This is a genomic window from Janthinobacterium sp. DSP2-3-3 (genome assembly GCF_049897325.1).
Taxonomy (GTDB): Bacteria; Pseudomonadota; Gammaproteobacteria; order Burkholderiales; family Burkholderiaceae_D; genus Janthinobacterium.
In genome coordinates this window covers 61642-79109 of the sequence record NZ_JAFCWA010000015.1, presented here as the reverse complement: position 1 = coordinate 79109, position 17468 = coordinate 61642, and the positions used below count along the sequence as shown (strand labels likewise).

At 61.8% G+C, this 17468-nt stretch carries 19 protein-coding genes; 11 read left to right on the top strand and 8 right to left on the bottom strand.

Annotation, left to right across the window (positions count from 1 at the left end):
• Positions 1 to 17 precede the first annotated feature (17 nt).
• The 4 genes from ftsY to rpoH all read left to right on the top strand — a co-directional run bounded on the left by ftsY (position 18) and on the right by rpoH (position 4153).
• On the top strand, positions 18 to 1085 hold the full coding sequence (ftsY, locus tag ACP7DE_RS24380) for a signal recognition particle-docking protein FtsY (RefSeq protein WP_426074517.1): 1068 nt from the start codon (positions 18 to 20) through the stop codon (positions 1083 to 1085).
• A gap of 8 nt (positions 1086 to 1093) precedes the next feature.
• A complete protein-coding gene (locus ACP7DE_RS24375; protein ID WP_426074516.1) occupies positions 1094 to 1837 on the top strand; it encodes a cell division ATP-binding protein FtsE in 744 nt (247 codons plus the stop codon).
• Positions 1834 to 2754 (top strand): permease-like cell division protein FtsX, encoded by a 921-nt coding sequence (gene ftsX / locus ACP7DE_RS24370; RefSeq protein WP_426074515.1) that lies wholly within the window; start codon positions 1834 to 1836, stop codon positions 2752 to 2754. Before ACP7DE_RS24375 ends, ftsX begins: the two co-directional genes overlap by 4 nt.
• A gap of 505 nt (positions 2755 to 3259) precedes the next feature.
• Entirely contained in the window at positions 3260 to 4153 is an 894-nt protein-coding gene (rpoH, locus tag ACP7DE_RS24365) for an RNA polymerase sigma factor RpoH (protein ID WP_426074581.1), read from the top strand.
• A gap of 90 nt (positions 4154 to 4243) precedes the next feature.
• Here rpoH and ACP7DE_RS24360 read toward each other — a convergent pair whose 3' ends face one another.
• Positions 4244 to 4510, bottom strand: coding sequence for a hypothetical protein (locus ACP7DE_RS24360; RefSeq protein ID WP_426074514.1), 267 nt, complete (start codon positions 4508 to 4510; stop codon positions 4244 to 4246).
• A gap of 178 nt (positions 4511 to 4688) precedes the next feature.
• On the opposite strand from ACP7DE_RS24360, the gene ACP7DE_RS24355 reads away from it, so the two are divergent.
• The gene (locus tag ACP7DE_RS24355) at positions 4689 to 5141 is read left to right on the top strand and encodes a hypothetical protein (protein ID WP_426074513.1); all 453 of its coding nucleotides are present in this window, start codon (positions 4689 to 4691) and stop codon (positions 5139 to 5141) included.
• Here the strand turns inward: ACP7DE_RS24355 and ACP7DE_RS24350 are convergent.
• Complete coding sequence (locus tag ACP7DE_RS24350; RefSeq protein ID WP_426074512.1) at positions 5116 to 5484, bottom strand: antibiotic biosynthesis monooxygenase family protein; 369 nt, start codon at positions 5482 to 5484, stop codon at positions 5116 to 5118. The two genes, ACP7DE_RS24355 and ACP7DE_RS24350, sit on opposite strands and share 26 nt — an antisense overlap.
• On the bottom strand, positions 5481 to 6620 hold the full coding sequence (locus ACP7DE_RS24345; protein WP_426074511.1) for a cytochrome P450: 1140 nt from the start codon (positions 6618 to 6620) through the stop codon (positions 5481 to 5483). Before ACP7DE_RS24345 ends, ACP7DE_RS24350 begins: the two co-directional genes overlap by 4 nt.
• 76 nt (positions 6621 to 6696) lie before the next feature.
• Between ACP7DE_RS24345 and ACP7DE_RS24340 the strand changes: the two genes are divergently transcribed.
• The 5 genes from ACP7DE_RS24340 to ACP7DE_RS24320 all read left to right on the top strand — a co-directional run bounded on the left by ACP7DE_RS24340 (position 6697) and on the right by ACP7DE_RS24320 (position 12828).
• The gene (locus ACP7DE_RS24340; protein WP_426074510.1) at positions 6697 to 7395 is read left to right on the top strand and encodes an ArsR/SmtB family transcription factor; all 699 of its coding nucleotides are present in this window, start codon (positions 6697 to 6699) and stop codon (positions 7393 to 7395) included.
• 10 nt (positions 7396 to 7405) lie between these two features.
• Complete coding sequence (locus ACP7DE_RS24335; RefSeq protein WP_426074509.1) at positions 7406 to 8137, top strand: ABC transporter ATP-binding protein; 732 nt, start codon at positions 7406 to 7408, stop codon at positions 8135 to 8137.
• Complete coding sequence (locus ACP7DE_RS24330; RefSeq protein ID WP_426074508.1) at positions 8134 to 10461, top strand: CPBP family intramembrane glutamic endopeptidase; 2328 nt, start codon at positions 8134 to 8136, stop codon at positions 10459 to 10461. The genes ACP7DE_RS24335 and ACP7DE_RS24330 overlap by 4 nt, the downstream gene beginning before the upstream one ends.
• Positions 10462 to 10533: 72 nt before the next feature.
• Positions 10534 to 12186: a patatin-like phospholipase family protein gene (locus ACP7DE_RS24325; RefSeq protein WP_426074507.1), complete on the top strand. Its 1653-nt coding sequence runs from the start codon at positions 10534 to 10536 to the stop codon at positions 12184 to 12186.
• Positions 12187 to 12330: 144 nt separating this feature from the next.
• Positions 12331 to 12828, top strand: coding sequence for a zinc ribbon domain-containing protein (locus tag ACP7DE_RS24320; protein WP_426074506.1), 498 nt, complete (start codon positions 12331 to 12333; stop codon positions 12826 to 12828).
• A gap of 91 nt (positions 12829 to 12919) precedes the next feature.
• Here ACP7DE_RS24320 and ACP7DE_RS24315 read toward each other — a convergent pair whose 3' ends face one another.
• The 5 genes from ACP7DE_RS24315 to ACP7DE_RS24295 form a co-directional block, all read right to left on the bottom strand.
• On the bottom strand, positions 12920 to 13138 hold the full coding sequence (locus ACP7DE_RS24315) for a YqaE/Pmp3 family membrane protein (protein WP_426074505.1): 219 nt from the start codon (positions 13136 to 13138) through the stop codon (positions 12920 to 12922).
• A gap of 80 nt (positions 13139 to 13218) precedes the next feature.
• Positions 13219 to 13800: a TerD family protein gene (locus ACP7DE_RS24310; RefSeq protein WP_426074504.1), complete on the bottom strand. Its 582-nt coding sequence runs from the start codon at positions 13798 to 13800 to the stop codon at positions 13219 to 13221.
• 34 nt (positions 13801 to 13834) lie between these two features.
• Positions 13835 to 14530, bottom strand: a complete 696-nt coding sequence (locus ACP7DE_RS24305) for a TIGR00266 family protein (protein WP_219330112.1) — start codon at positions 14528 to 14530, stop codon at positions 13835 to 13837.
• Positions 14531 to 14603: 73 nt separating this feature from the next.
• On the bottom strand, positions 14604 to 15179 hold the full coding sequence (locus ACP7DE_RS24300) for a TerD family protein (protein ID WP_071079413.1): 576 nt from the start codon (positions 15177 to 15179) through the stop codon (positions 14604 to 14606).
• A gap of 130 nt (positions 15180 to 15309) precedes the next feature.
• A complete protein-coding gene (locus ACP7DE_RS24295) occupies positions 15310 to 16389 on the bottom strand; it encodes a DUF475 domain-containing protein (protein ID WP_426074503.1) in 1080 nt (359 codons plus the stop codon).
• Positions 16390 to 16504: 115 nt separating this feature from the next.
• Between ACP7DE_RS24295 and ACP7DE_RS24290 the strand changes: the two genes are divergently transcribed.
• Positions 16505 to 17419, top strand: coding sequence for a LysR family transcriptional regulator (locus ACP7DE_RS24290; RefSeq protein WP_426074502.1), 915 nt, complete (start codon positions 16505 to 16507; stop codon positions 17417 to 17419).
• The last annotated feature ends 49 nt before the right edge of the window (positions 17420 to 17468 follow it).

Sequence of the window (17468 nt, the reverse complement as noted above, 5' to 3'; positions counted from 1 at the left end):
CCCGCCACCACACATCCATGTTTAGTTTCTTCAAGAAAAAACCCATTGCTCCCGAGGCTGCGCCAGCCGAGCCCCTCGTCCTTCCCGCCGCCACGCGGCCAGCCCCGCCAGCAGTTGCTCCCTCCGCTGCGCCCCTGAGCGGCGCGCCGGCCGAGCTCGTGCCTGTGATCGTGGCCGCCGAACCCGAGAAAAAATCGTGGATGACGCGCCTCAAGGCTGGCCTGTCGAAAACCTCGAATACCTTATCCGTGCTGTTCGTCGGCGCGAAGATCGACGACGCCCTGTACGAAGAGCTGGAAGCGGCCTTGCTGATGTCCGACGCCGGCATCGACGCCACGGAATTCCTGCTCACGGAATTGAAGAAAAAGGTCAAGGAAGACAAGTTGCTCGACGCCGCCGCCGTCAAGGCCGCGCTGAAAGTGCTGCTGATCGACCTGCTCTCGCCACTGGAAAAGCGTTTCGAGCTGGGCCGCCACAAGCCGCTGGTGATGATGATTTCCGGCGTGAATGGCGCCGGCAAGACCACCACCATCGGCAAGCTTGCCAAGCACATGCAGTCGAACAATCAATCGGTGCTGCTGGCTGCGGGCGACACCTTCCGCGCCGCCGCGCGCGAGCAGCTGATGGTCTGGGGCGAACGCAACAACGTCACCGTCATCTCGCAGGAATCGGGCGACCCGGCTGCCGTGGCCTATGACTCGGTGCAATCGGCGAAAGCGCGCAGCATCGACGTGGTCATGGTCGACACGGCAGGCCGCTTGCCGACGCAATTGCACCTGATGGAAGAATTGAAGAAAATCAAGCGCGTAATCGGCAAAGGCATGGAGGGCGCGCCGCATGAAACCCTGCTCGTCATCGACGGCAACACGGGCCAGAATGCCCTCACGCAAGTCAAGGCGTTTGACGATGCCCTGCAGTTGAGCGGCCTGGTAATCACCAAGCTGGACGGTACCGCCAAGGGCGGCGTGCTGGCGGCGATTGCCCGCGTGCGCCCCGTGCCCGTGTATTTCATCGGCATCGGTGAGAAAATTGAAGACTTGCAGCCTTTCGTGGCTGCCGAATTTGTCGAAGCGCTGCTCGGATAAGCCTATACATGATTGAATTTCAGCACGTCTCCAAGCAATACTCCGCCGACGCCGTGGCGCTCAGCGACATTTCGCTGAGCATTGCCAAAGGCGAGCTTGTCTTTCTGGCCGGCCCCTCCGGCGCCGGCAAGTCCACCCTGCTGAAAATGATCGCCGCCATGGAGCGCCCCAGCTCGGGCAAGCTGATCGTCAATGGCCAGGACATGGCGAAGATCAAGCCGGCCGGCGTGCCGTTTTTGCGCCGTAACATGGGCCTGATCTTCCAGCAGCAAAAATTATTGAACGACCGCTCCATCCTGGCCAACGTCATGCTGCCGCTGCTCGTCGTCGGCGCTCACAAGGCGGCCGCCGAACAGCGCGCGCGCGCCGCCCTCGACAAGGTGGGGCTGCTGGACCGCGCCATGGCGCGTCCCCTGTCGCTGTCGGGCGGGGAACAGCAGCGCGTGTCGATTGCGCGCGCCATCGTCAACCGGCCGCAGATCATCCTGGCCGACGAACCAACGGCCAACCTGGACCGCGCCAGCGCCAACAAGGTGCTCGACGCCCTGAAAGCGTTTCATTCGGTGGGCGTGACTTGCCTCATTTCCAGCCATGACGAACAGATGCTCGACGCCGCCGCCCGCGTGATCCACTTGAAAAACGGCCAGCTGGTGGCCATCGACAAGGCCACGCAGGCGCCCGTCTTCGCGCCACCCGATCCCGATTTTGCGCCATCCCCCGACCCGGACGACGCGCAGGGAGAACAGGCATGAGAGGCTGGTTCCGTCAACACCGCTTCGCGCTGGGCTCGGCGCTGATTCATTTGCGCAAGTCGCCGGGCGGCTTTTTATTGAACGTGCTCGTCGTCGCCATCGCCCTGTCGCTGCCGTTCGCCGGCTTGACCATGCTCGACAATGTGCGCCCCATGTCGGAACAGATGTCGGTCGACCCGGAAATCAGCGTTTTCCTGACGATCGACACGCCGCGCGAGCAAGCCGTGGCCCTGGCCAGCGCCATGCGCAAGATTGTGGGCGCGCAAAACGCGAAGATCGTCTTCATCCCGCGCGAACAGGCGCTCGACACCCTGAAAAACAAGAACGGCCTGGCCGACGTGCTCAGCACCCTGGGCGACAATCCCCTGCCCGACAGCTACGTGCTGAAGCTCGATGCGTTCAGCAGCGCCAGCGAAGCGCAGGACGTCGATGCCGTGGCGGAACAGTTGCGCCACCTGCCAGGCGTGGAATCGGCGCAAGTCGATTCGGCCTGGGTCAAGCGCCTGGCGGCCCTGCTGGGCGTGCTGCGCCTGGTGCTGTTGCTGCTGGCCATGACCCTGGGCGTGGCCGTAATCGCCGTGGTCTTCAACACTATCCGCCTGCAAGTGATGCAGCAGCGCGATGAAATCAGCATCTCGAAATTGATCGGCGCCACCGACACCTTCATCCACCGCCCCTTCTATTACACGGGCGCCCTGCTGGGCCTGTGCGCCGGTGCGCTGGCGCTGGGCGCCGTGGCGCTGGCCTTGCAGCCACTCAATACCGCGATTGCCGAGTTTGCACGCCTGTATGCGTCCGAATTCCAGCTGGTGCCGCTGGCACCGCTGCCGATGGCCGGTTTGCTGGCCGTCAGCGCCGGCCTGGGCTTGATCGGCGCCTTCCTCTGCGTACAGCGCCACCTGGCGCGCCTGAACTGACCATCGTTTCCATGGCGGCGCCCCTGGCGCCGCCATGCGCCGCACCTTCTCCTTGCTTTTTTAATATCCACCACATGCTGTGGTTATCTTGATATCTAGCAAGTATTCTTAAGGTTCGCTTCAGCTTGCGGCCGTAGACTATGTCCGTTCGTCAAGAGGCGTGCGGCCCTTTCCGGCGCCAGCAAACAGGTGCACACTGCAGTCACCATGCGCCTTGGCGGCGCGTTTTAGATAAATTATCAACTACTAAATCGCCATAGTATTTAGGCTATCAGGACGATTAAATGTGCTGATTGGCACTCTCGGGCAGAGAGTGCTAATATAGGCATATACCAACAGCAGAACCGCCATGAGCGCCGCCATGAGTGCCATGAGTGCCAGATATAGATGGCGCCGCGATCTGCAAGTGCAAGACCGAATACGCAAAACCGAACAGACAATCAGGCCACGTCGCGTGACATGGCCATCTGGAACAAAGCAAGACTACGAGGGAGAAAACATGACTATGATGTCCGCAACGTCCGCATTGGTTCCGACCAAAAATAATGCGCTGGGCCTCGGGTTCACTGGCAATCTGGGCAATATCGACGCCTATATCTCGGCCGTGAACCGCCTGCCCATGTTGACCCACGACGAAGAAATTTCGCTGGCGACACGCCTGCGTGAAAAAAATGACCTGGCCGCCGCGCAAGAACTGGTGCTGTCGCACCTGCGCCTGGTGGTCTCGATTGCCCGTGGCTACCTGGGCTATGGCTTGCCGCATGCCGACCTGATTCAGGAAGGCAATATTGGCTTGATGAAAGCCGTAAAACGTTTCGATCCGGACCAGGGCGTGCGCCTGGTGTCGTACGCCATGCACTGGGTGAAAGCCGAGATGCATGAGTACATCCTGAAAAACTGGCGCCTGGTCAAGGTCGCGACGACGAAGGCACAGCGCAAGCTGTTCTTCAACCTGCGCAGCCACAAGACGGGCCTGGACGCGATGACGCCGAAGCAGATCGATGCGCTGGCCAAGCTCCTCGACGTGAAGCGCGAAGAAGTGATCGAGATGGAAACGCGTTTGAGCGGCCGCGACATCGCGCTGGAGTCGCCGACCGACGATGAAGACGACAAGTTTTCGCCGATCGCTTATCTGTCGTCGGAGCAAAGCGAGCCGACCAAGGTGCTGGAAGCGGAACAGGTCACGCGTCTGCAATCGGAAGGCCTGGAAACGGCCCTGGGCAAGCTCGACGCCCGTTCGCGCCGCATCATCGAAGCACGCTGGCTGGCCAACGACGACGGTTCCGGCGCCACCCTGCACGCTTTGGCAGAAGAGTTCGGCGTATCGGCCGAGCGCATCCGCCAGATCGAAGTAGCGGCGCTGAAAAAAATGAAGGGCGCCCTGGCCGCTTACGTGTAAGCACAAGCAAGGCCGCAATGCAAAAGGCGCCGCAAGGCGCCTTTTAGTTTTACTACTTAATGTTTATCAACAGATAAACATGGCAGCCCGTTAAGCTGCAGCCAAACCCTTGACCAGGATTTCGGCGATCAATTCATTCAGATCCGCGTCGCGCTCCTTGGCGAGGGTCTGCAATTGCAAGACCAGATCGCTGTTCAGCTTGACGGCGAAGGGCACCAGGCCCAGGGCCTGATTGCGCTTGCGCTGCTCACGGCGGTCGACGACCACCGCTTCCTTACCGAATGCGCCGGCGCCGGGAACATTCATCTTTCCCATCAGTTTCTTGGCATCGCTTTTCGCCAGGGCAGTTTTTTTCATGGTTGTTTCCTGATTTTCAAAACAGCCATTTTACGCAGTAATCGGCACGCCGCGTGGCCGGCGCATCAATTCATCCGCAGCGTGCCAATAGTGCGCCGGGAAAATATCATTTTGTTATTATCATTTTCATCTCTTGCGCGCACGCCGCGTCGGGAACGCTCCACTTGAAAGGAAAAATATGCATTACCTCCATGACTCCTATCGTCGCTGGCTATTACCCATATTCATCGCCTGCCTGGCCGTGCTGGCTGGCTGCGGCGCGGCCGGCAGCGCCGGCGACGCGGAAAACACGCCGCGCAGCGTCACCCACGTGCTCTCGCCGGGCGAACAGGTCGCCATCACGGCCACCGATACCCTGAAACTTGAACGTGTCAACGACAGCCGCTGCCGCAAGGGCGCCGTGTGCGTGTGGAAAGGCTACGTCAGCTACAGTTTCAGTTTGCGCAACAGCGCGGGCGCCACGGATATCGTGCTGTCCGATTCCATGCCGGGCGCCGCCAGTTCCGTCACTGTCAACCACCTGACGTTCACCCTGCTCGACGTCGACCCGGCCACGCCGCCCGCCCTCAATGCAGCAGAGCCCACCTACCGGGTCAAGGTGAAAATCACGCAGGGCGCACTACCCCGCTAACATGGTGGCGCCGCTGGCTGTCGGCCGGCGCCTGTTGCCGGTCAAGCATGCCGTAATCGCGCACCACGCCGGCGATGCGCAGCCGGTAGTCGTCAAACACGCCGTGCCGGCCGGCCGATTGCGCGGCGCGGTGCACTTCCAGCTGCCGCCACTGCGCCAGCGCCGCCTCGTCGCGGAAAAACGAGAGCGACAGCAATTTACCCGGCTCGCTCAAGCTGCTGAAGCGCTCGATGGAAATGAAACCATCGATATCGTCAAGCAAGGGCCGCAGCGCGGCGGCCAGGTCCAGGTACTGCTGGCGCCCTTCTGCATTCGGCCAGACCTCGAAAATCACGGCAATCATGCTATTTCTCCATTGCTAAAAACAGGGATGCGGGCGTTCAGCGACGGCAGATAAGTCCACGCCAGCGGCATGTCTTCCAGCCCATCGGCCCACGCTTGCAGGCAGGCCGTGGCAATGGCGTGCGCGATGGACTGGCCTGGACAGACGTGGCGACCATGGCCAAAGCCTGGCGCCACCTGCCCGCCGGCATCATGGCAGGCGCTGGCCAGCACCACGACGATCATCTGCCCGGCCGGCACGCGCACGCCATTGAACTCCACGTCCTCCGCCGTGTAGCGGCGCGTGTTGTGGATGGAGGGATCATGCCGGCTGACTTCGCGCAGCATGACCGGCCACAGCGGCGGCGTTGCGCGCAGTTGCGGCAGTAAATCCGCTTGGGTACGCAAGGCCACGACGGCATTGCCCAGTAAGCCGGCCGTCGCGTCGCACGTCTGCGACAGCAGCCCCACGAGGTTGGCCAGCAAGCCGCCCGAGGCCTGCCAGCCCACGGCATCCGCCTCTACCACAATCTTGCCCACCAAGCTGCCCGGCAACGCATCCGCCTCGCGCAGCAAGCGACCAAAACCTTGCAACAGGGCATACGCTGCCACCTGTGCGCCAGCCAGTTGCGCGCCATTGCTCAGCGGCGACAGACAGGCGACAAAGTCGCGCGTCCAGGCGGCCAGCGCCGGCCATTGCGCTGGCGCAAAACCCAGCAAGTCCGCCACGGCAAACAGGGGCAGTTCGAAAATCGCACCGTTCAGCCGGGCGGCGCTGCCGGGCAGCTGTGCTTGCGCCAGATGCAGGGTGCGCGCATGCAGGCGCGCCAGATCCACCTGGCCCAGCGCATGCGCCAGCACCTGTTTCGGCACGGCATGGCGTTCGCCCTCATTCATGCGTACCAGTTCGGCAAAGATCGCGCCGCATGGCGTGCCCGCCAAGTTGTGCGGCAGGGCCAGTCCCAGTGGGCGCACGCGGCAAGCGGGATGGTCCAGCACGGCCTCCACGCCGGCCCTGCCCGTCGCAAGCCAGCAGTCGAGTGACGCATCGAAACGCCAGGATGGGCCTTCTGCCAGGCGGCGATAGTAGTCATACGGCGCCGCGTGAGTGACGGCAGCGAGCGGGTGAACAGGGTCGGTGGGATAGTCGAGCGGCATGCGCATTCCATTGCAGTGAGGTGGGGACACGAGTATGCTGCCCCTTCCACTACAACACTTCGCCCGCGAACGAATCATGGATGACAGCCCCCTTCCCCACACGGCCGATGTGCGCCTGGCGCAACTGGCCGGCGCCATCGCCGAACCGGCGCGCGCGCGCATGCTGTGTAGCCTGCTCGATGGCCATGCGCGCACGGCCACGGAATTGGCAGCGCTGGCCGAGGCAGGCGCCTCGACGGCCAGCGCCCATCTGGCGCGCCTGCGCGACGATGGCTTGCTGTCGATGGTGGCACAGGGTAAGCACCGCTATTACCGCCTGGCCAATGCAGAGGTGGCACGGGCGCTGGAAGCGCTGCTGGTGGTGGCCGGCGTGCCAGCAACGCCGTTTACCCCCACCACGCCGGACCGCTTGCGCCATGCGCGCACCTGCTACGACCACATGGCCGGCACCGTCGCCGTCACCGTGCACGACCAGTTGCACGCGCAAGGCTGGCTGCTGGACGATGGCGGAGAATATCGCCTGTCGGCAGCGGGTACGGTCGGCATGGCGGCGCTGGGCATTGACGTGCCGCAACTGCAGCAGCAGCGTCGCCGCTTCGCCTGTGCCTGCCTGGACTGGAGCGAACGGCGCGCCCACCTGGGCGGCGCGCTGGGGACCGCCATCCTGCAGCTGGCCCTGCGCCAGCGCTGGGCCGAGCGCGAACTCGACAGCCGCGCCCTGCGCCTGACGCCCGCCGGCGAACGGCGTCTGCTGGCCGCCTTCGCTGGCCGCTGAAGGGCGCACGATGATCGTATTCCAGGGCCTAGCCAAACAGTACGGCACATTCGAGGCCGTCAAGCCGCTGACCTTGCAGGTGGGCAAAGGAGAGGTCTTCGGCTTCCTGGGGCCGAATGGGGCCGGCAAGACCACCACCATCCGCATGCTGATGGGCATCCTCGTGCCCAGCGCCGGCCGCGTACTGGTCGATGACCTCGATTGCCACCGCGATGGCGCCGCCGTCAAGCGCAAGGTGGGCTACCTGCCCGACAATCCGATTTTTTACGATTATTTGCGCGGCCGTGAAATCCTGCAATTCGTGGCCGAAATGCATGGTTTTCCGCGCGCAGAAGCGGCCGCCCGCGCCGCGCGCCTGCTGACGGAATTTGGCCTCGACGAAGCGAGCGAGGATTTTGCCGTCAATTACTCGCTAGGCATGAAGAAAAAACTGGGCCTGGCTTGCGCGCTGATCCACGATCCGGCCGTGCTGATCCTCGATGAACCGATCAACGGCCTCGACCCGCGTGCCTCGCGCGACGTGCAAGAACGCTTGCTGCGCCGCGCCGCCGCCGGCACCACCATCTTCGTTTCCACACATCTATTGGATATGGCGCAAAAGCTGTGCAGCCGGGTCGCCATTATTCACCGTGGCGCCCTGGTCGCCACGGGCAGCCTGGACGATATCCGCCAGCAACTGTCCAGCGATGGCAGCCTGGAAGACCTCTTCTTGCAACTCACCGATGAAACGTCCACGGCATGACACCGGCGCCGCCCACCGCCTGGCGCGCCGTCTGGCTGCTGACCCGCTTGCGCTTGCAGCGCCTGCTCAACGTCAGCGGCCGTGGCTTTTCCTTCAAGAAAAACAATAAAAGCCGCCCCGCCACGTCGGGCAAGCGTGGCGGGCGCTGGCTGCTGGGCGCGCTGCTGTTGCTGCCCATGCTGTTTTCCTTCGGCAGCATTGCCCGCCATAGCGTACTAAACATGCATTGTTTGCTGGACCAGGTCGCCGCCTGCCAGGCGCGCGGCAGCCTGCACACGGGCAGCCACCTGCTCGACCCCGTCATCGCGCAATTCATGGCCACGCCCTTCAGCGCGGCGCTGGTGGGCGGCCTGACCCTGCAGCTGGCGCTACTGTGGCTGGTCAGCGTCTTGCTGCCGCTGGGCATGGGCGAACTGGCCAAGCCGGACTGGGACCTGGAATGGCTTGTCACCCTGCCCGCAGAGAAAAGCACCTTGCTGTGGGCGCGCGTGCTCGAACGCACGCTCGTCAATCCGGCCGGCTTGCTGGCCCTGTGGCCCAGCATGACCGTCATCGCCTGGTATGCGGGCCAGGGCTGGATGTCTCCTTTGTCCGGCCTGCTCGCCAGCCTGGTCCTGCTGGCCCTGGCTGCCATGCTGCGCACCCTGGTCGACACGGGTTTGCGCCTGTCGCTCAATCCGTCCCAGCTGGGCAACCTGCAGGCAGTGATCTCACTGGCGGGCCTGTTGCCCATGTATATGGGCATGTCGTTTGGCATGGGCACGGGCGGCTTCGCGTATGCGTGGGCGGCGGCCATGCCCGCCTGGACCGGCTGGACGCCGCCGGGCCTGCTGCTGCGCCTGCTCAATGCATCTGACGTGGCGGCCCTGCTGCTGCCAGCCGTCCTGCTGCTGGCGCAAGTGCTGCTGCTGATGTGGCTGGGCATGGCCATCCTGCGCCGCCAGTTGCGCCATGGCGTAGTGGGCGCGGGCCAGCGCGAAGGCGTGCGCAAGCCGGCGCCGACGCTGCCGCCAACACGCCGGTGGCGCCCGCGCATCGGCACGGTCATTCAACGACGCGAGCTGACGTTACTCTTGCGCGACCGTAATTTTCTCGTACAGACCCTGCTGATGCCCTTGCTGATCCTCGGTGGCCAAGCCCTGTTTACGGGCCAGGCGCGCGACGTGCACGCGCTGCTGGAGCATCCCGTCCTGCTGGCCTCCACCGGCTTTTTCCTCGGCACCTATGTCCTCATGATGTCGGCCTTCCAGACCCTGAACAAAGAAGGCGGCGCGCTGTGGCTGCTGTACACCTTTCCCGTCTCCGTCGAGCAGGCGCTGCGGCAAAAGGCGCAGCTGTGGGCCGTGCTGGCCCTGCTGTATCCATGCATATTGTTCGGCGTGGCGCTGGCCTGGCTACCCGCCTGGTCGTGGCAAACGGCGGGCCTGATGCTGCTGGCCCTGGCCGGCATTCCCCTATATGCGGCAATCGCCGTGGCGCTGGGCGTGTTTGCCAGCGACCCGCTGACCACCGAGGCAACGGCAAAGGTGCGCCCCACGTATATGTACCTGTATTTACTGCTCAGCGGCCTGTACCTCGTCGCCCTGGCCGCCGGCAGCCTGGTGCAGCAACTGGTGTTTGTCGTGCTCACGGGTGCGCTGGCCGTGGCCCTGTGGCAAAAGGCACGCGAAGCTCTGCCCTACCTGCTCGATCCCGCCGCCTCGCCGCCTGCCACGGTAGCGGCGGCCGACGGTCTGATCGCCGCCATGCTGTTTTTTACTCTGCAAACACTGGCCTTGATCCTGCTCAAAAGTACCAGTGCGACGCCGCTGGCACAGGTCGCCATCGCCTTCGGCGCGGCCGGCGCGCTCACGTATGCGCTGCTGCGCCTGGTCTATTGGCGCGCCAGGACGGCCGGCGTGCCGCACATCGGACAGGGGCGCCAACCGTGGCGCCGGGGAAGCGCGGGCGCCTGTGTCGCGGTCCTGTTCGGCATCGGCTACGCGACCCTGTTGCCGCCGCCTGCCGCGCCCCTGCAGGATGTTCTGTCCTGGAACGGGCTGTGGCTGCTGGCCGTGGGCGTGCTGGCCGCGCCCCTGTGCGAGGAATTCCTCTTCCGCGGCTTGCTGCAGGGCGGCTTGCGCCGTTCTCTGCCCGCCTGGCAAGCGATCGGCATCGCCGCCGCGCTGTTTGCCATCGTGCAACCGCCCGCCGCCATGCTGCCCGTCTTCGTGCTGGGCTTGTGCACGGGCATCGCGTACGAGCGCAGCGGATCGCTGCTGGCGCCCATGCTCACGCACGCGCTCTACAATGCCGCCATGCTCGGCTATCAGATGAATAGGTGATTGTTGCCGGGTTTGCTAGAATCGCACACGTTTCCGTCCGTATCCCAACCCATGACTACGCACAGATCACGCATGCATCCACGCTTGTTCCTACCCTTTGTCCTCGTTGCACTGCTGAGCGGCTGCACGGTACTCGCCCTGCGCCCCAACAGCGGCGTCGAAAACCGCACGTTTACCGTGCAGGAAACACCGCGCCTGCGCATCGACGCGCCCAAGGCGCGCATCCAGAATCCCATGCCCAGCGACCATTTCATCGGCATCGCCCTGTCCGGCGGCGGCAGCCGCGCGGCCAATTTCTCGGCCGCTTCGCTGGAGCAGCTGGAGCAGTTCGGTCTCGTCAGCGGCGCCTCGGCCATCTCCGGCGTCTCGGGCGGCGCCATCGCGGGCGGCTACTATGCGCTGCATGGCAAGCAAACGGATTGGCCCTTGCTGCGCAGCAAACTAAAAACGGATTTCTTCGGCCAGACCATTTTGAAACCCGCCAACCTGACAACGATGTTGTTGACGAACAAGACGCGCACCTCGTTCCTGTCCGACGTGTTTGACGATGTGCTGTACGACAAGAAAACCTACCAGGACTTGCCGCACGACGGCCCCATCTTCCTGGCCAACGCGACGGACGCCACCGATGGCGGCAAGCGCGTGGTGTTTTCGTATGAGTATTTTTACGGCACCCTGCATTCGCCGATCCAGGATATCCGCCTGGCCACGGCCGTGGCCACCTCGGCCGCCTTTCCCGGCGTGTTCGATTCCGTCACCTTCGAGCGTTTTCGGCCGAAAAACAGTTTCGTGCCGGAACTCGGTTCCGAATCGCGCGAATCGCCGTCCTATGTGCACCTGTTCGATGGCGGCGCAGCCGACAACCTGGGCGTGGAAACGCTGTGGGACGTGGCCCTGACGCAACTGTATGGCAACGACATGGCCGTCGTGCCGCCGCGCCTGAACAGCAAACCCTTCATCCTTATTTCCATCGATGCCAACGCGCCCAATTCCAGCGCCGTATTCGAAAAGATGTCGGACGAGCGCCAGCCGCTGGATCGCATCTTCAACAAGAATATCTACGATGCCGTCGACGCCCTGTTTTCGCGCCAGCGTAAGGAAAACCTCGTCAAAATGGGCTTCGGGCAAGCCCGCTTCGATACCATCACGCATGAAAACTTTGGCGACCTGAGCCAGAAATTCGTCAAGGGCAAGCGCACTTCGGCCTTTGCCATTCCCGTGCTGTGCCGGCCCCACCTGGGCCAGTACCGCTGCGAAGTCGATGCGGCCGATCCCTTGCCAGGCCAGATCCGCACGCGACTGGAAGGCTTTGCCTGGCATATTTCCATCGACCAAATCGCCTCGCTGGCGCTGCGCCTGGCCAGCGAGGACGTGCACGTCGACGGTGCGCGCAAGGAAGAGCGCGCCGCCCTGGTCAAGCTGCAACGCCTGGCCACGCAGACAAAAACCCATTTGAAGCTGACGGGGCCGGAAAATTGCAGCCCGGAGGTCTTGCAAGCGGCCCTGTACAGCGCCGCACGCGTGCTGATCCTCGACGACGAAGAATCGCGCTTCGCCCTGTGCGACTACATGCTGGCGAGCCAGCTGATCAATGACGATACCGTCTGCAAGCAACGCTATGTGCATGCCGTGCCCCGCTTTGCCATCGAAAGCGAAGATTTGCAGTACCGCAACTTGAGTTCGGATGGCAATTCGGTGAATGTGCCGATACGCTGCAAGAAGTGAGCGGCAGGTCACGATAAGACTAAATCTTGATTGCAATCAAGACAGCCAACACGCCAGTGAAGAAGAATGCACTGTCCAGCTGCTGCGGTAAATAAACGCACGAACCGCAGTTGCCTGGCCACCATTCATCGTGAAGGATAGCCCATGTTTTGCACGGCATGCGGGACGCAACAAGCGGAAGGCAAGGCGTACTTTTGCGCACACTGTGGCGCACGCAGCGACGCCGCCGAAGCAATGCCTGCGGGTGTAGCGGGCTGGAGCTGGGGTGCCTTTTTGCTGAACTGGATATGGGCAATAGGCAACCGCACATGGATAGGCTTGCTCTCCCTGATCCCTTACGTCGGCATCGGCGTTGCCATCTGGCTGGGCCTCAAGGGCCGCGAGATGGCTTGGAAAAATGGAAAATGGCAGAGCGTCGAGCATTTCAAGCTGGTACAAAGAAGATGGTCGCAATGGGCCATCGGCATTTCGCTTGTCGTCGGCGTGACCAGCATGCTGCTGGCTATCGCCTTGCTGGTGTCGTGGTCGAAAGACATGAAGCGCGTTGACGCCCGCACTGCCGACACCCAGCTGGCGGCCGCGGAAATACAGTCGCCAGCGGCAGAACCAGCAGATATGTGCTCCGCCGAGAGCGACGAGTAGCGCCGCGCACACGCACACGCACACGCACAAAAAAGCCCGCAACGATCGCTCGTGCGGGCTTTAGCGCAAGGATTCCTGGCGCCCGGTTAATTTAGATCAACCGACTACGCCTGCGCATGTAGCTGCGGCTTAACGCACCTTCCAGTTCCCGCTCCGTTTTATGCTGGTTCACCGTGTACAGGGCCCACAGGGCCGCCGGCGCCCAGCCGATCACAGTGCACTGCAAGATCAAGGCGGCGGCACCGGCCAGCGGGCGCCCCAGCATGAAAAACGTGAGACACGGAAGTAGCAAGGCTATCAGCAATCGCATCACAACATACTCTCCTTCAAATTAGAGCAGCGGACAAAGGCCGGTATCCGGTCCGTCCCCCGCCCGCTGCGTACTGCTCCTTATAGATGCACGGAAATCTGCGGCATCAAGTCGTCAAAAGTGCGACCGTTGCCGTTTTCGCCGATGGCGTGCATCTTCCATTCACCGTTATGGCGGTACAGCTTGGCCATGATCTGTGCCGTGTGGGAACCTTGCACAGACAGGTTGAAACGCGCGACTTCCTGGTTATTGCTGGCATTCAAGATGCGGCAATAGGCGTTTTCCACCTGCGAGAAGTTCTGGCCAGTAAAGCTGTTGACGGTGAAGACCAGGCTTTTCACGTGCGCCGGCACTGTCGACAGATCGACATTGATCTGTTCGTCGTCACCATCGCCCGCGCCCGTGCGGTTGTCGCCCGTGTGAACGACACTGCCATCCTTGCTTTTCAGCTGGCGGAACCAGACAATGTCGGACGTGCTCTTGTTCTCATCGAACATGACGCACGAAGCGTCCAGGTCGACGGCTTCCGTCTTCGAACCAAAACCGAGGAAACCCTTGGTCTTGACGGCATCCCAGCCCAGGCCCATGGTGATACGGGTCAGGGTGGTACCAGCTTCTTTGTCCAGAGAAATCTTCTGGCCTTTGCTCAAATTGACAGACATACGCATTGCTCCTGTTTGGTTGGTTACTGCTTGATTACGCCGGCTTGCTTTGGGTCCAGGCGAGGAAGGCCGCGCGGTTGCGCGAGCACACGAGGATTTTTCCCGTGCCTGAAAACTTCAGTACCATGCCCTCGCCACTAGTCTGGCTATTGATCAGGTTACCCAGAAAACCGCCGCTGCTGCCGGTCGTCATGGAAATCTCGTATTGCAGGCGGTTATCCCAGCACACGACGTGCGAGTTATCGATCACCACGTCCTTGCCAGGCGTCACTTCCAGTATCGACATCGCGCCAAAACCGGACACCGCCAACTGGCCGCTGCCTGCCGTCTCGGTAATGAAAAAACCACCGCTCTGGGCAAACAGCGCGTTGCCAAGGCTCTGCGTGCGCACCTTCAATTCCACGCCAGCACTGGCAGCCACGAAGGCGCCGTCGCTGATCATGTATTGCTGGGCGCCCACCTCGAGAACCCGCATCGCGCCAGGCAAGGTGGGCGACAGCAGACAGTCGCCGTCGCCGCGCATCGCCTCGATATGCTGCTGAAAGAACGATTCCCCGTTGGCAAAGGTGCGCATCAGCGCGGCGCCTATGCCGCCAGTCATCTTGCCTTTCAGTTCAAGATTGGTTTCCATCATCACCATCGCGTTGGATTCGCAATAAATCTTCTCGCCCTTGGCAAGCGACACATGCAGGAACGGGTCGACGTCCCCGGTGATATTGAAAACTGGCATCTAACTGTTCCTTCCTAGACGATGATGGTGATGGTGGCGGCCCGCACCGCGGACCGCTTTTACTATTGACGACTTATACGCCGACGCCGAAAGAAGCGGCGAGTGGGCCCAGGCCGCCTTTATATCCCTGGCCGATGGCCTTGAATTTCCAATCGGCGCCATTGCGGTAGATTTCGCCGAAGACCATGGCCGTTTCCGCCGAACCGTCTTCCGACAGGTCGAAGCGGGCGATTTCCGTGTTGCCATTGGCGTTGACGCAACGCACGTACGCCTTCGACACCATACCAAAGTTTTGCTTGCGCGCTTCGGCATCGTGTATCGTCACGCAGACGGCGATCTTGTCAATCTCGGCTGGCACCGTGGCCAGGTCGACGATGACGGTTTCATCATCGCCATCGCCGGCGCCGGTAGTGTTGTCGCCCGAGTGGGTAACGGAACCGTCGCTCGATTTCAGATTGTTGTAAAAAATCATGTCGACGTCGGCGCGTACCTTGCCGTCGGCCTTCAGCAGGAAGATGGAGCCGTCAATGTCGAACGCGGCGCCATCGGTGGCGCGGGCATCCCAGCCCAGGCCGATGATCATTTTCGAAATGCCAGGGGCTTCCTTGCTCAGGTTGACGTTGCCGCCTTTTTGCAGACTGATTGCCATGATGTATTTCTCCTATGTGAGTGTGTATGACCAAACACCTGGCGTCCTCCACCGGCCTGACTCCCCAGGCCGGCGGCGACGCTTGCTACAACTTGCCGACAAACCGGTGTAGTCGTTTGTCGCGCATTCTTTACACTGCTGTTGCCTTGCCTGGTTCCAGCGCTTCCATCTTGTCTTCTTCGAGGGCCATCTTGCGCTTGTAGCGGATCGACGACCACAGCGAGGCAAGAATGAATGCTACTCCAATCAGCCCCGTGAAGAGCTCGGGAATGTGGAACTTCATGCTGACCAACATGATCACGGCCAGGATACCGATCGCATAGTGCGCGCCGTGCTCCAGATAAACGAACTCATCCAGCGTGCCCTTGCGCACCAGGAACACCGTCATCGAGCGCACGAACATCGCGCCGATAGCCAAGCCCAGCATGATGATCACGACATCCTTGGTGATGGCAAACGCGCCGATCACGCCGTCAAAGCTGAACGAGGCATCGAGCACTTCCAGGTACAGGAAGCCGCCAATACCGCCGCGCTTGACGATGTCGCCCACGTTGCCGTTGCCGTTATCGCCTTCCAGCAAGCCGCTGACCACATCGACGCCCACGTAGGTCAAAATACCCCACAGGCCGGCCGTCAAGACTACCAGTTTCTGACCTTCTTCGATCATCGACAGGCTGGCCATCAGGGTGCCCAGGGCGATCATCACGGAAATCGAGGAGATCTTGCCCAGCGCGCCCAGTTTTTCTTCAATACGCCCCAGCCAGTGCGTTTCTTTTTCCGAGTCCAGCAAGAAGTTCAGGAACACCAGCAACAGGAAGATGCCGCCGAAAGCCGCCACTTCCGCATGGTGGTTGGTCAGGTGCATCGAGTACTGCTCAGGATCGCTCAGCGCCAGATTCCATACTTCCAACATGCCCAGGTCGGCCGCTTGCGCCACGATGACCAGCGGGAACAGCAAGCGCATGCCGAAGACGGCAATGATGATACCCACGCCCAGGAACAAGCCCTGCCAGAACTTGTCCCAGTTCTTCAGTACGGAGGCGTTGACCACCGCGTTGTCAAACGACAGCGACACTTCCATCACGCCCAGGATGACCGCGATACCGAGCGCTGCCAGCATCGTCTGCACGCCACCGTGCGTGTAACCCCACCAGGCAGAAATGCCCAGGCAGATAAATGTCACTAAAAATGACACTCTGAAATGTTTCATCGATAGTTCCCTTTTATGCAAATTCAATGGAACGTAGTATAGGGACGTGTGACACATTTAAAAATAGAAGATAATGGAAGTATTACTTCGTAAAAACAGAAAATAGGCGAACACAATGAAAACGACTGGTTTCAATTACCGCCATTTGTACTTCTTTTGGGTGGTCGCCAAGGAAGGCGGCGTGACGCGCGCGGCCGAACGCCTGGGCCTGGCCGTGCAAACCATCAGCACCCAGCTGGCCCTGCTGGAAAAAGAACTGGGCAAGTCCCTGCTGCAGCCGCAGGGACGGCGTTTGGTGCCGACGGAAGCGGGCCGGCTGGCGCTCGGCTATGCGGACCAGATTTTTTTGCTCGGTGAACAGATGCAGGAAGCGCTGGCCGACACCGACGCGGAAAAGATGCGCCTGACGGTGGGCATTTCCGACTCGCTGCCGAAACTGATGGCCTACCGCATGCTCGACGCCACGCGCAGCCTGGACAAGCCCGTCAAACTGGTGTGCCTGGAAGATGAATTCGAGTCCCTGCTGGCCGACCTGGCCCTGCACAAGCTGGACCTGGTGTTGACGGACCGCGCCGTGCCGGCTGGCGCCAGCCTGCGCGTGTCCAGCCACCTGTGGGGCGAAAGCGCCATGAAACTGTTCGCCATTCCCGCGCTGGCCGGACAATACCGAGACAATTTCCCGCACAGCCTGCACGGCGCGCCATTTTTACTGCCCGCGCGCAACAACGCCCTGCGCGGGCGCATCGACGAATGGATGGTGCAGCAAGGCGTGCGCCCCGACGTGGTCGGCGAATTCGAAGACAACGCCATGCTCAACGCGTTTGGCCGCAAGGGCCTGGGCCTGTTCTTCGCCTCGGCCAGCCTGGCCGGCGAGATCGAAGAGCAATTCGGCGCCGTGCTGGTGGGCGACGCCTCGTCCCTGCGCGAGCAGTTTTACGTCATCTCGAATGAACGCAAGATCATGCACCCGGCGCTGGACGTGATCCTGGCCGCCATCCAGCGCTCGCCGAAGATTCACAAGGAAACCTGATAAATCCATTCGAAAATAACGTTTGAATAATCAATCAAAAGCGATTGTA

What these genes read in the sequence shown, in the direction of transcription:
- ftsY (WP_426074517.1), top strand. Translation starts at nt 18, where the DNA reads ATGTTTAGTTTCTTCAAGAAAAAACCCATTGCTCCCGAGGCTGCGCCA.
- ACP7DE_RS24375 (WP_426074516.1), top strand. Translation starts at nt 1,094, where the DNA reads ATGATTGAATTTCAGCACGTCTCCAAGCAATACTCCGCCGACGCCGTG.
- ftsX (WP_426074515.1), top strand. Translation starts at nt 1,834, where the DNA reads ATGAGAGGCTGGTTCCGTCAACACCGCTTCGCGCTGGGCTCGGCGCTG.
- rpoH (WP_426074581.1), top strand. Translation starts at nt 3,260, where the DNA reads ATGATGTCCGCAACGTCCGCATTGGTTCCGACCAAAAATAATGCGCTG.
- ACP7DE_RS24360 (WP_426074514.1), bottom strand. Translation starts at nt 4,510, where the DNA reads ATGAAAAAAACTGCCCTGGCGAAAAGCGATGCCAAGAAACTGATGGGA.
- ACP7DE_RS24355 (WP_426074513.1), top strand. Translation starts at nt 4,689, where the DNA reads ATGCATTACCTCCATGACTCCTATCGTCGCTGGCTATTACCCATATTC.
- ACP7DE_RS24350 (WP_426074512.1), bottom strand. Translation starts at nt 5,484, where the DNA reads ATGATTGCCGTGATTTTCGAGGTCTGGCCGAATGCAGAAGGGCGCCAG.
- ACP7DE_RS24345 (WP_426074511.1), bottom strand. Translation starts at nt 6,620, where the DNA reads ATGCCGCTCGACTATCCCACCGACCCTGTTCACCCGCTCGCTGCCGTC.
- ACP7DE_RS24340 (WP_426074510.1), top strand. Translation starts at nt 6,697, where the DNA reads ATGGATGACAGCCCCCTTCCCCACACGGCCGATGTGCGCCTGGCGCAA.
- ACP7DE_RS24335 (WP_426074509.1), top strand. Translation starts at nt 7,406, where the DNA reads ATGATCGTATTCCAGGGCCTAGCCAAACAGTACGGCACATTCGAGGCC.
- ACP7DE_RS24330 (WP_426074508.1), top strand. Translation starts at nt 8,134, where the DNA reads ATGACACCGGCGCCGCCCACCGCCTGGCGCGCCGTCTGGCTGCTGACC.
- ACP7DE_RS24325 (WP_426074507.1), top strand. Translation starts at nt 10,534, where the DNA reads ATGCATCCACGCTTGTTCCTACCCTTTGTCCTCGTTGCACTGCTGAGC.
- ACP7DE_RS24320 (WP_426074506.1), top strand. Translation starts at nt 12,331, where the DNA reads ATGTTTTGCACGGCATGCGGGACGCAACAAGCGGAAGGCAAGGCGTAC.
- ACP7DE_RS24315 (WP_426074505.1), bottom strand. Translation starts at nt 13,138, where the DNA reads ATGCGATTGCTGATAGCCTTGCTACTTCCGTGTCTCACGTTTTTCATG.
- ACP7DE_RS24310 (WP_426074504.1), bottom strand. Translation starts at nt 13,800, where the DNA reads ATGTCTGTCAATTTGAGCAAAGGCCAGAAGATTTCTCTGGACAAAGAA.
- ACP7DE_RS24305 (WP_219330112.1), bottom strand. Translation starts at nt 14,530, where the DNA reads ATGCCAGTTTTCAATATCACCGGGGACGTCGACCCGTTCCTGCATGTG.
- ACP7DE_RS24300 (WP_071079413.1), bottom strand. Translation starts at nt 15,179, where the DNA reads ATGGCAATCAGTCTGCAAAAAGGCGGCAACGTCAACCTGAGCAAGGAA.
- ACP7DE_RS24295 (WP_426074503.1), bottom strand. Translation starts at nt 16,389, where the DNA reads ATGAAACATTTCAGAGTGTCATTTTTAGTGACATTTATCTGCCTGGGC.
- ACP7DE_RS24290 (WP_426074502.1), top strand. Translation starts at nt 16,505, where the DNA reads ATGAAAACGACTGGTTTCAATTACCGCCATTTGTACTTCTTTTGGGTG.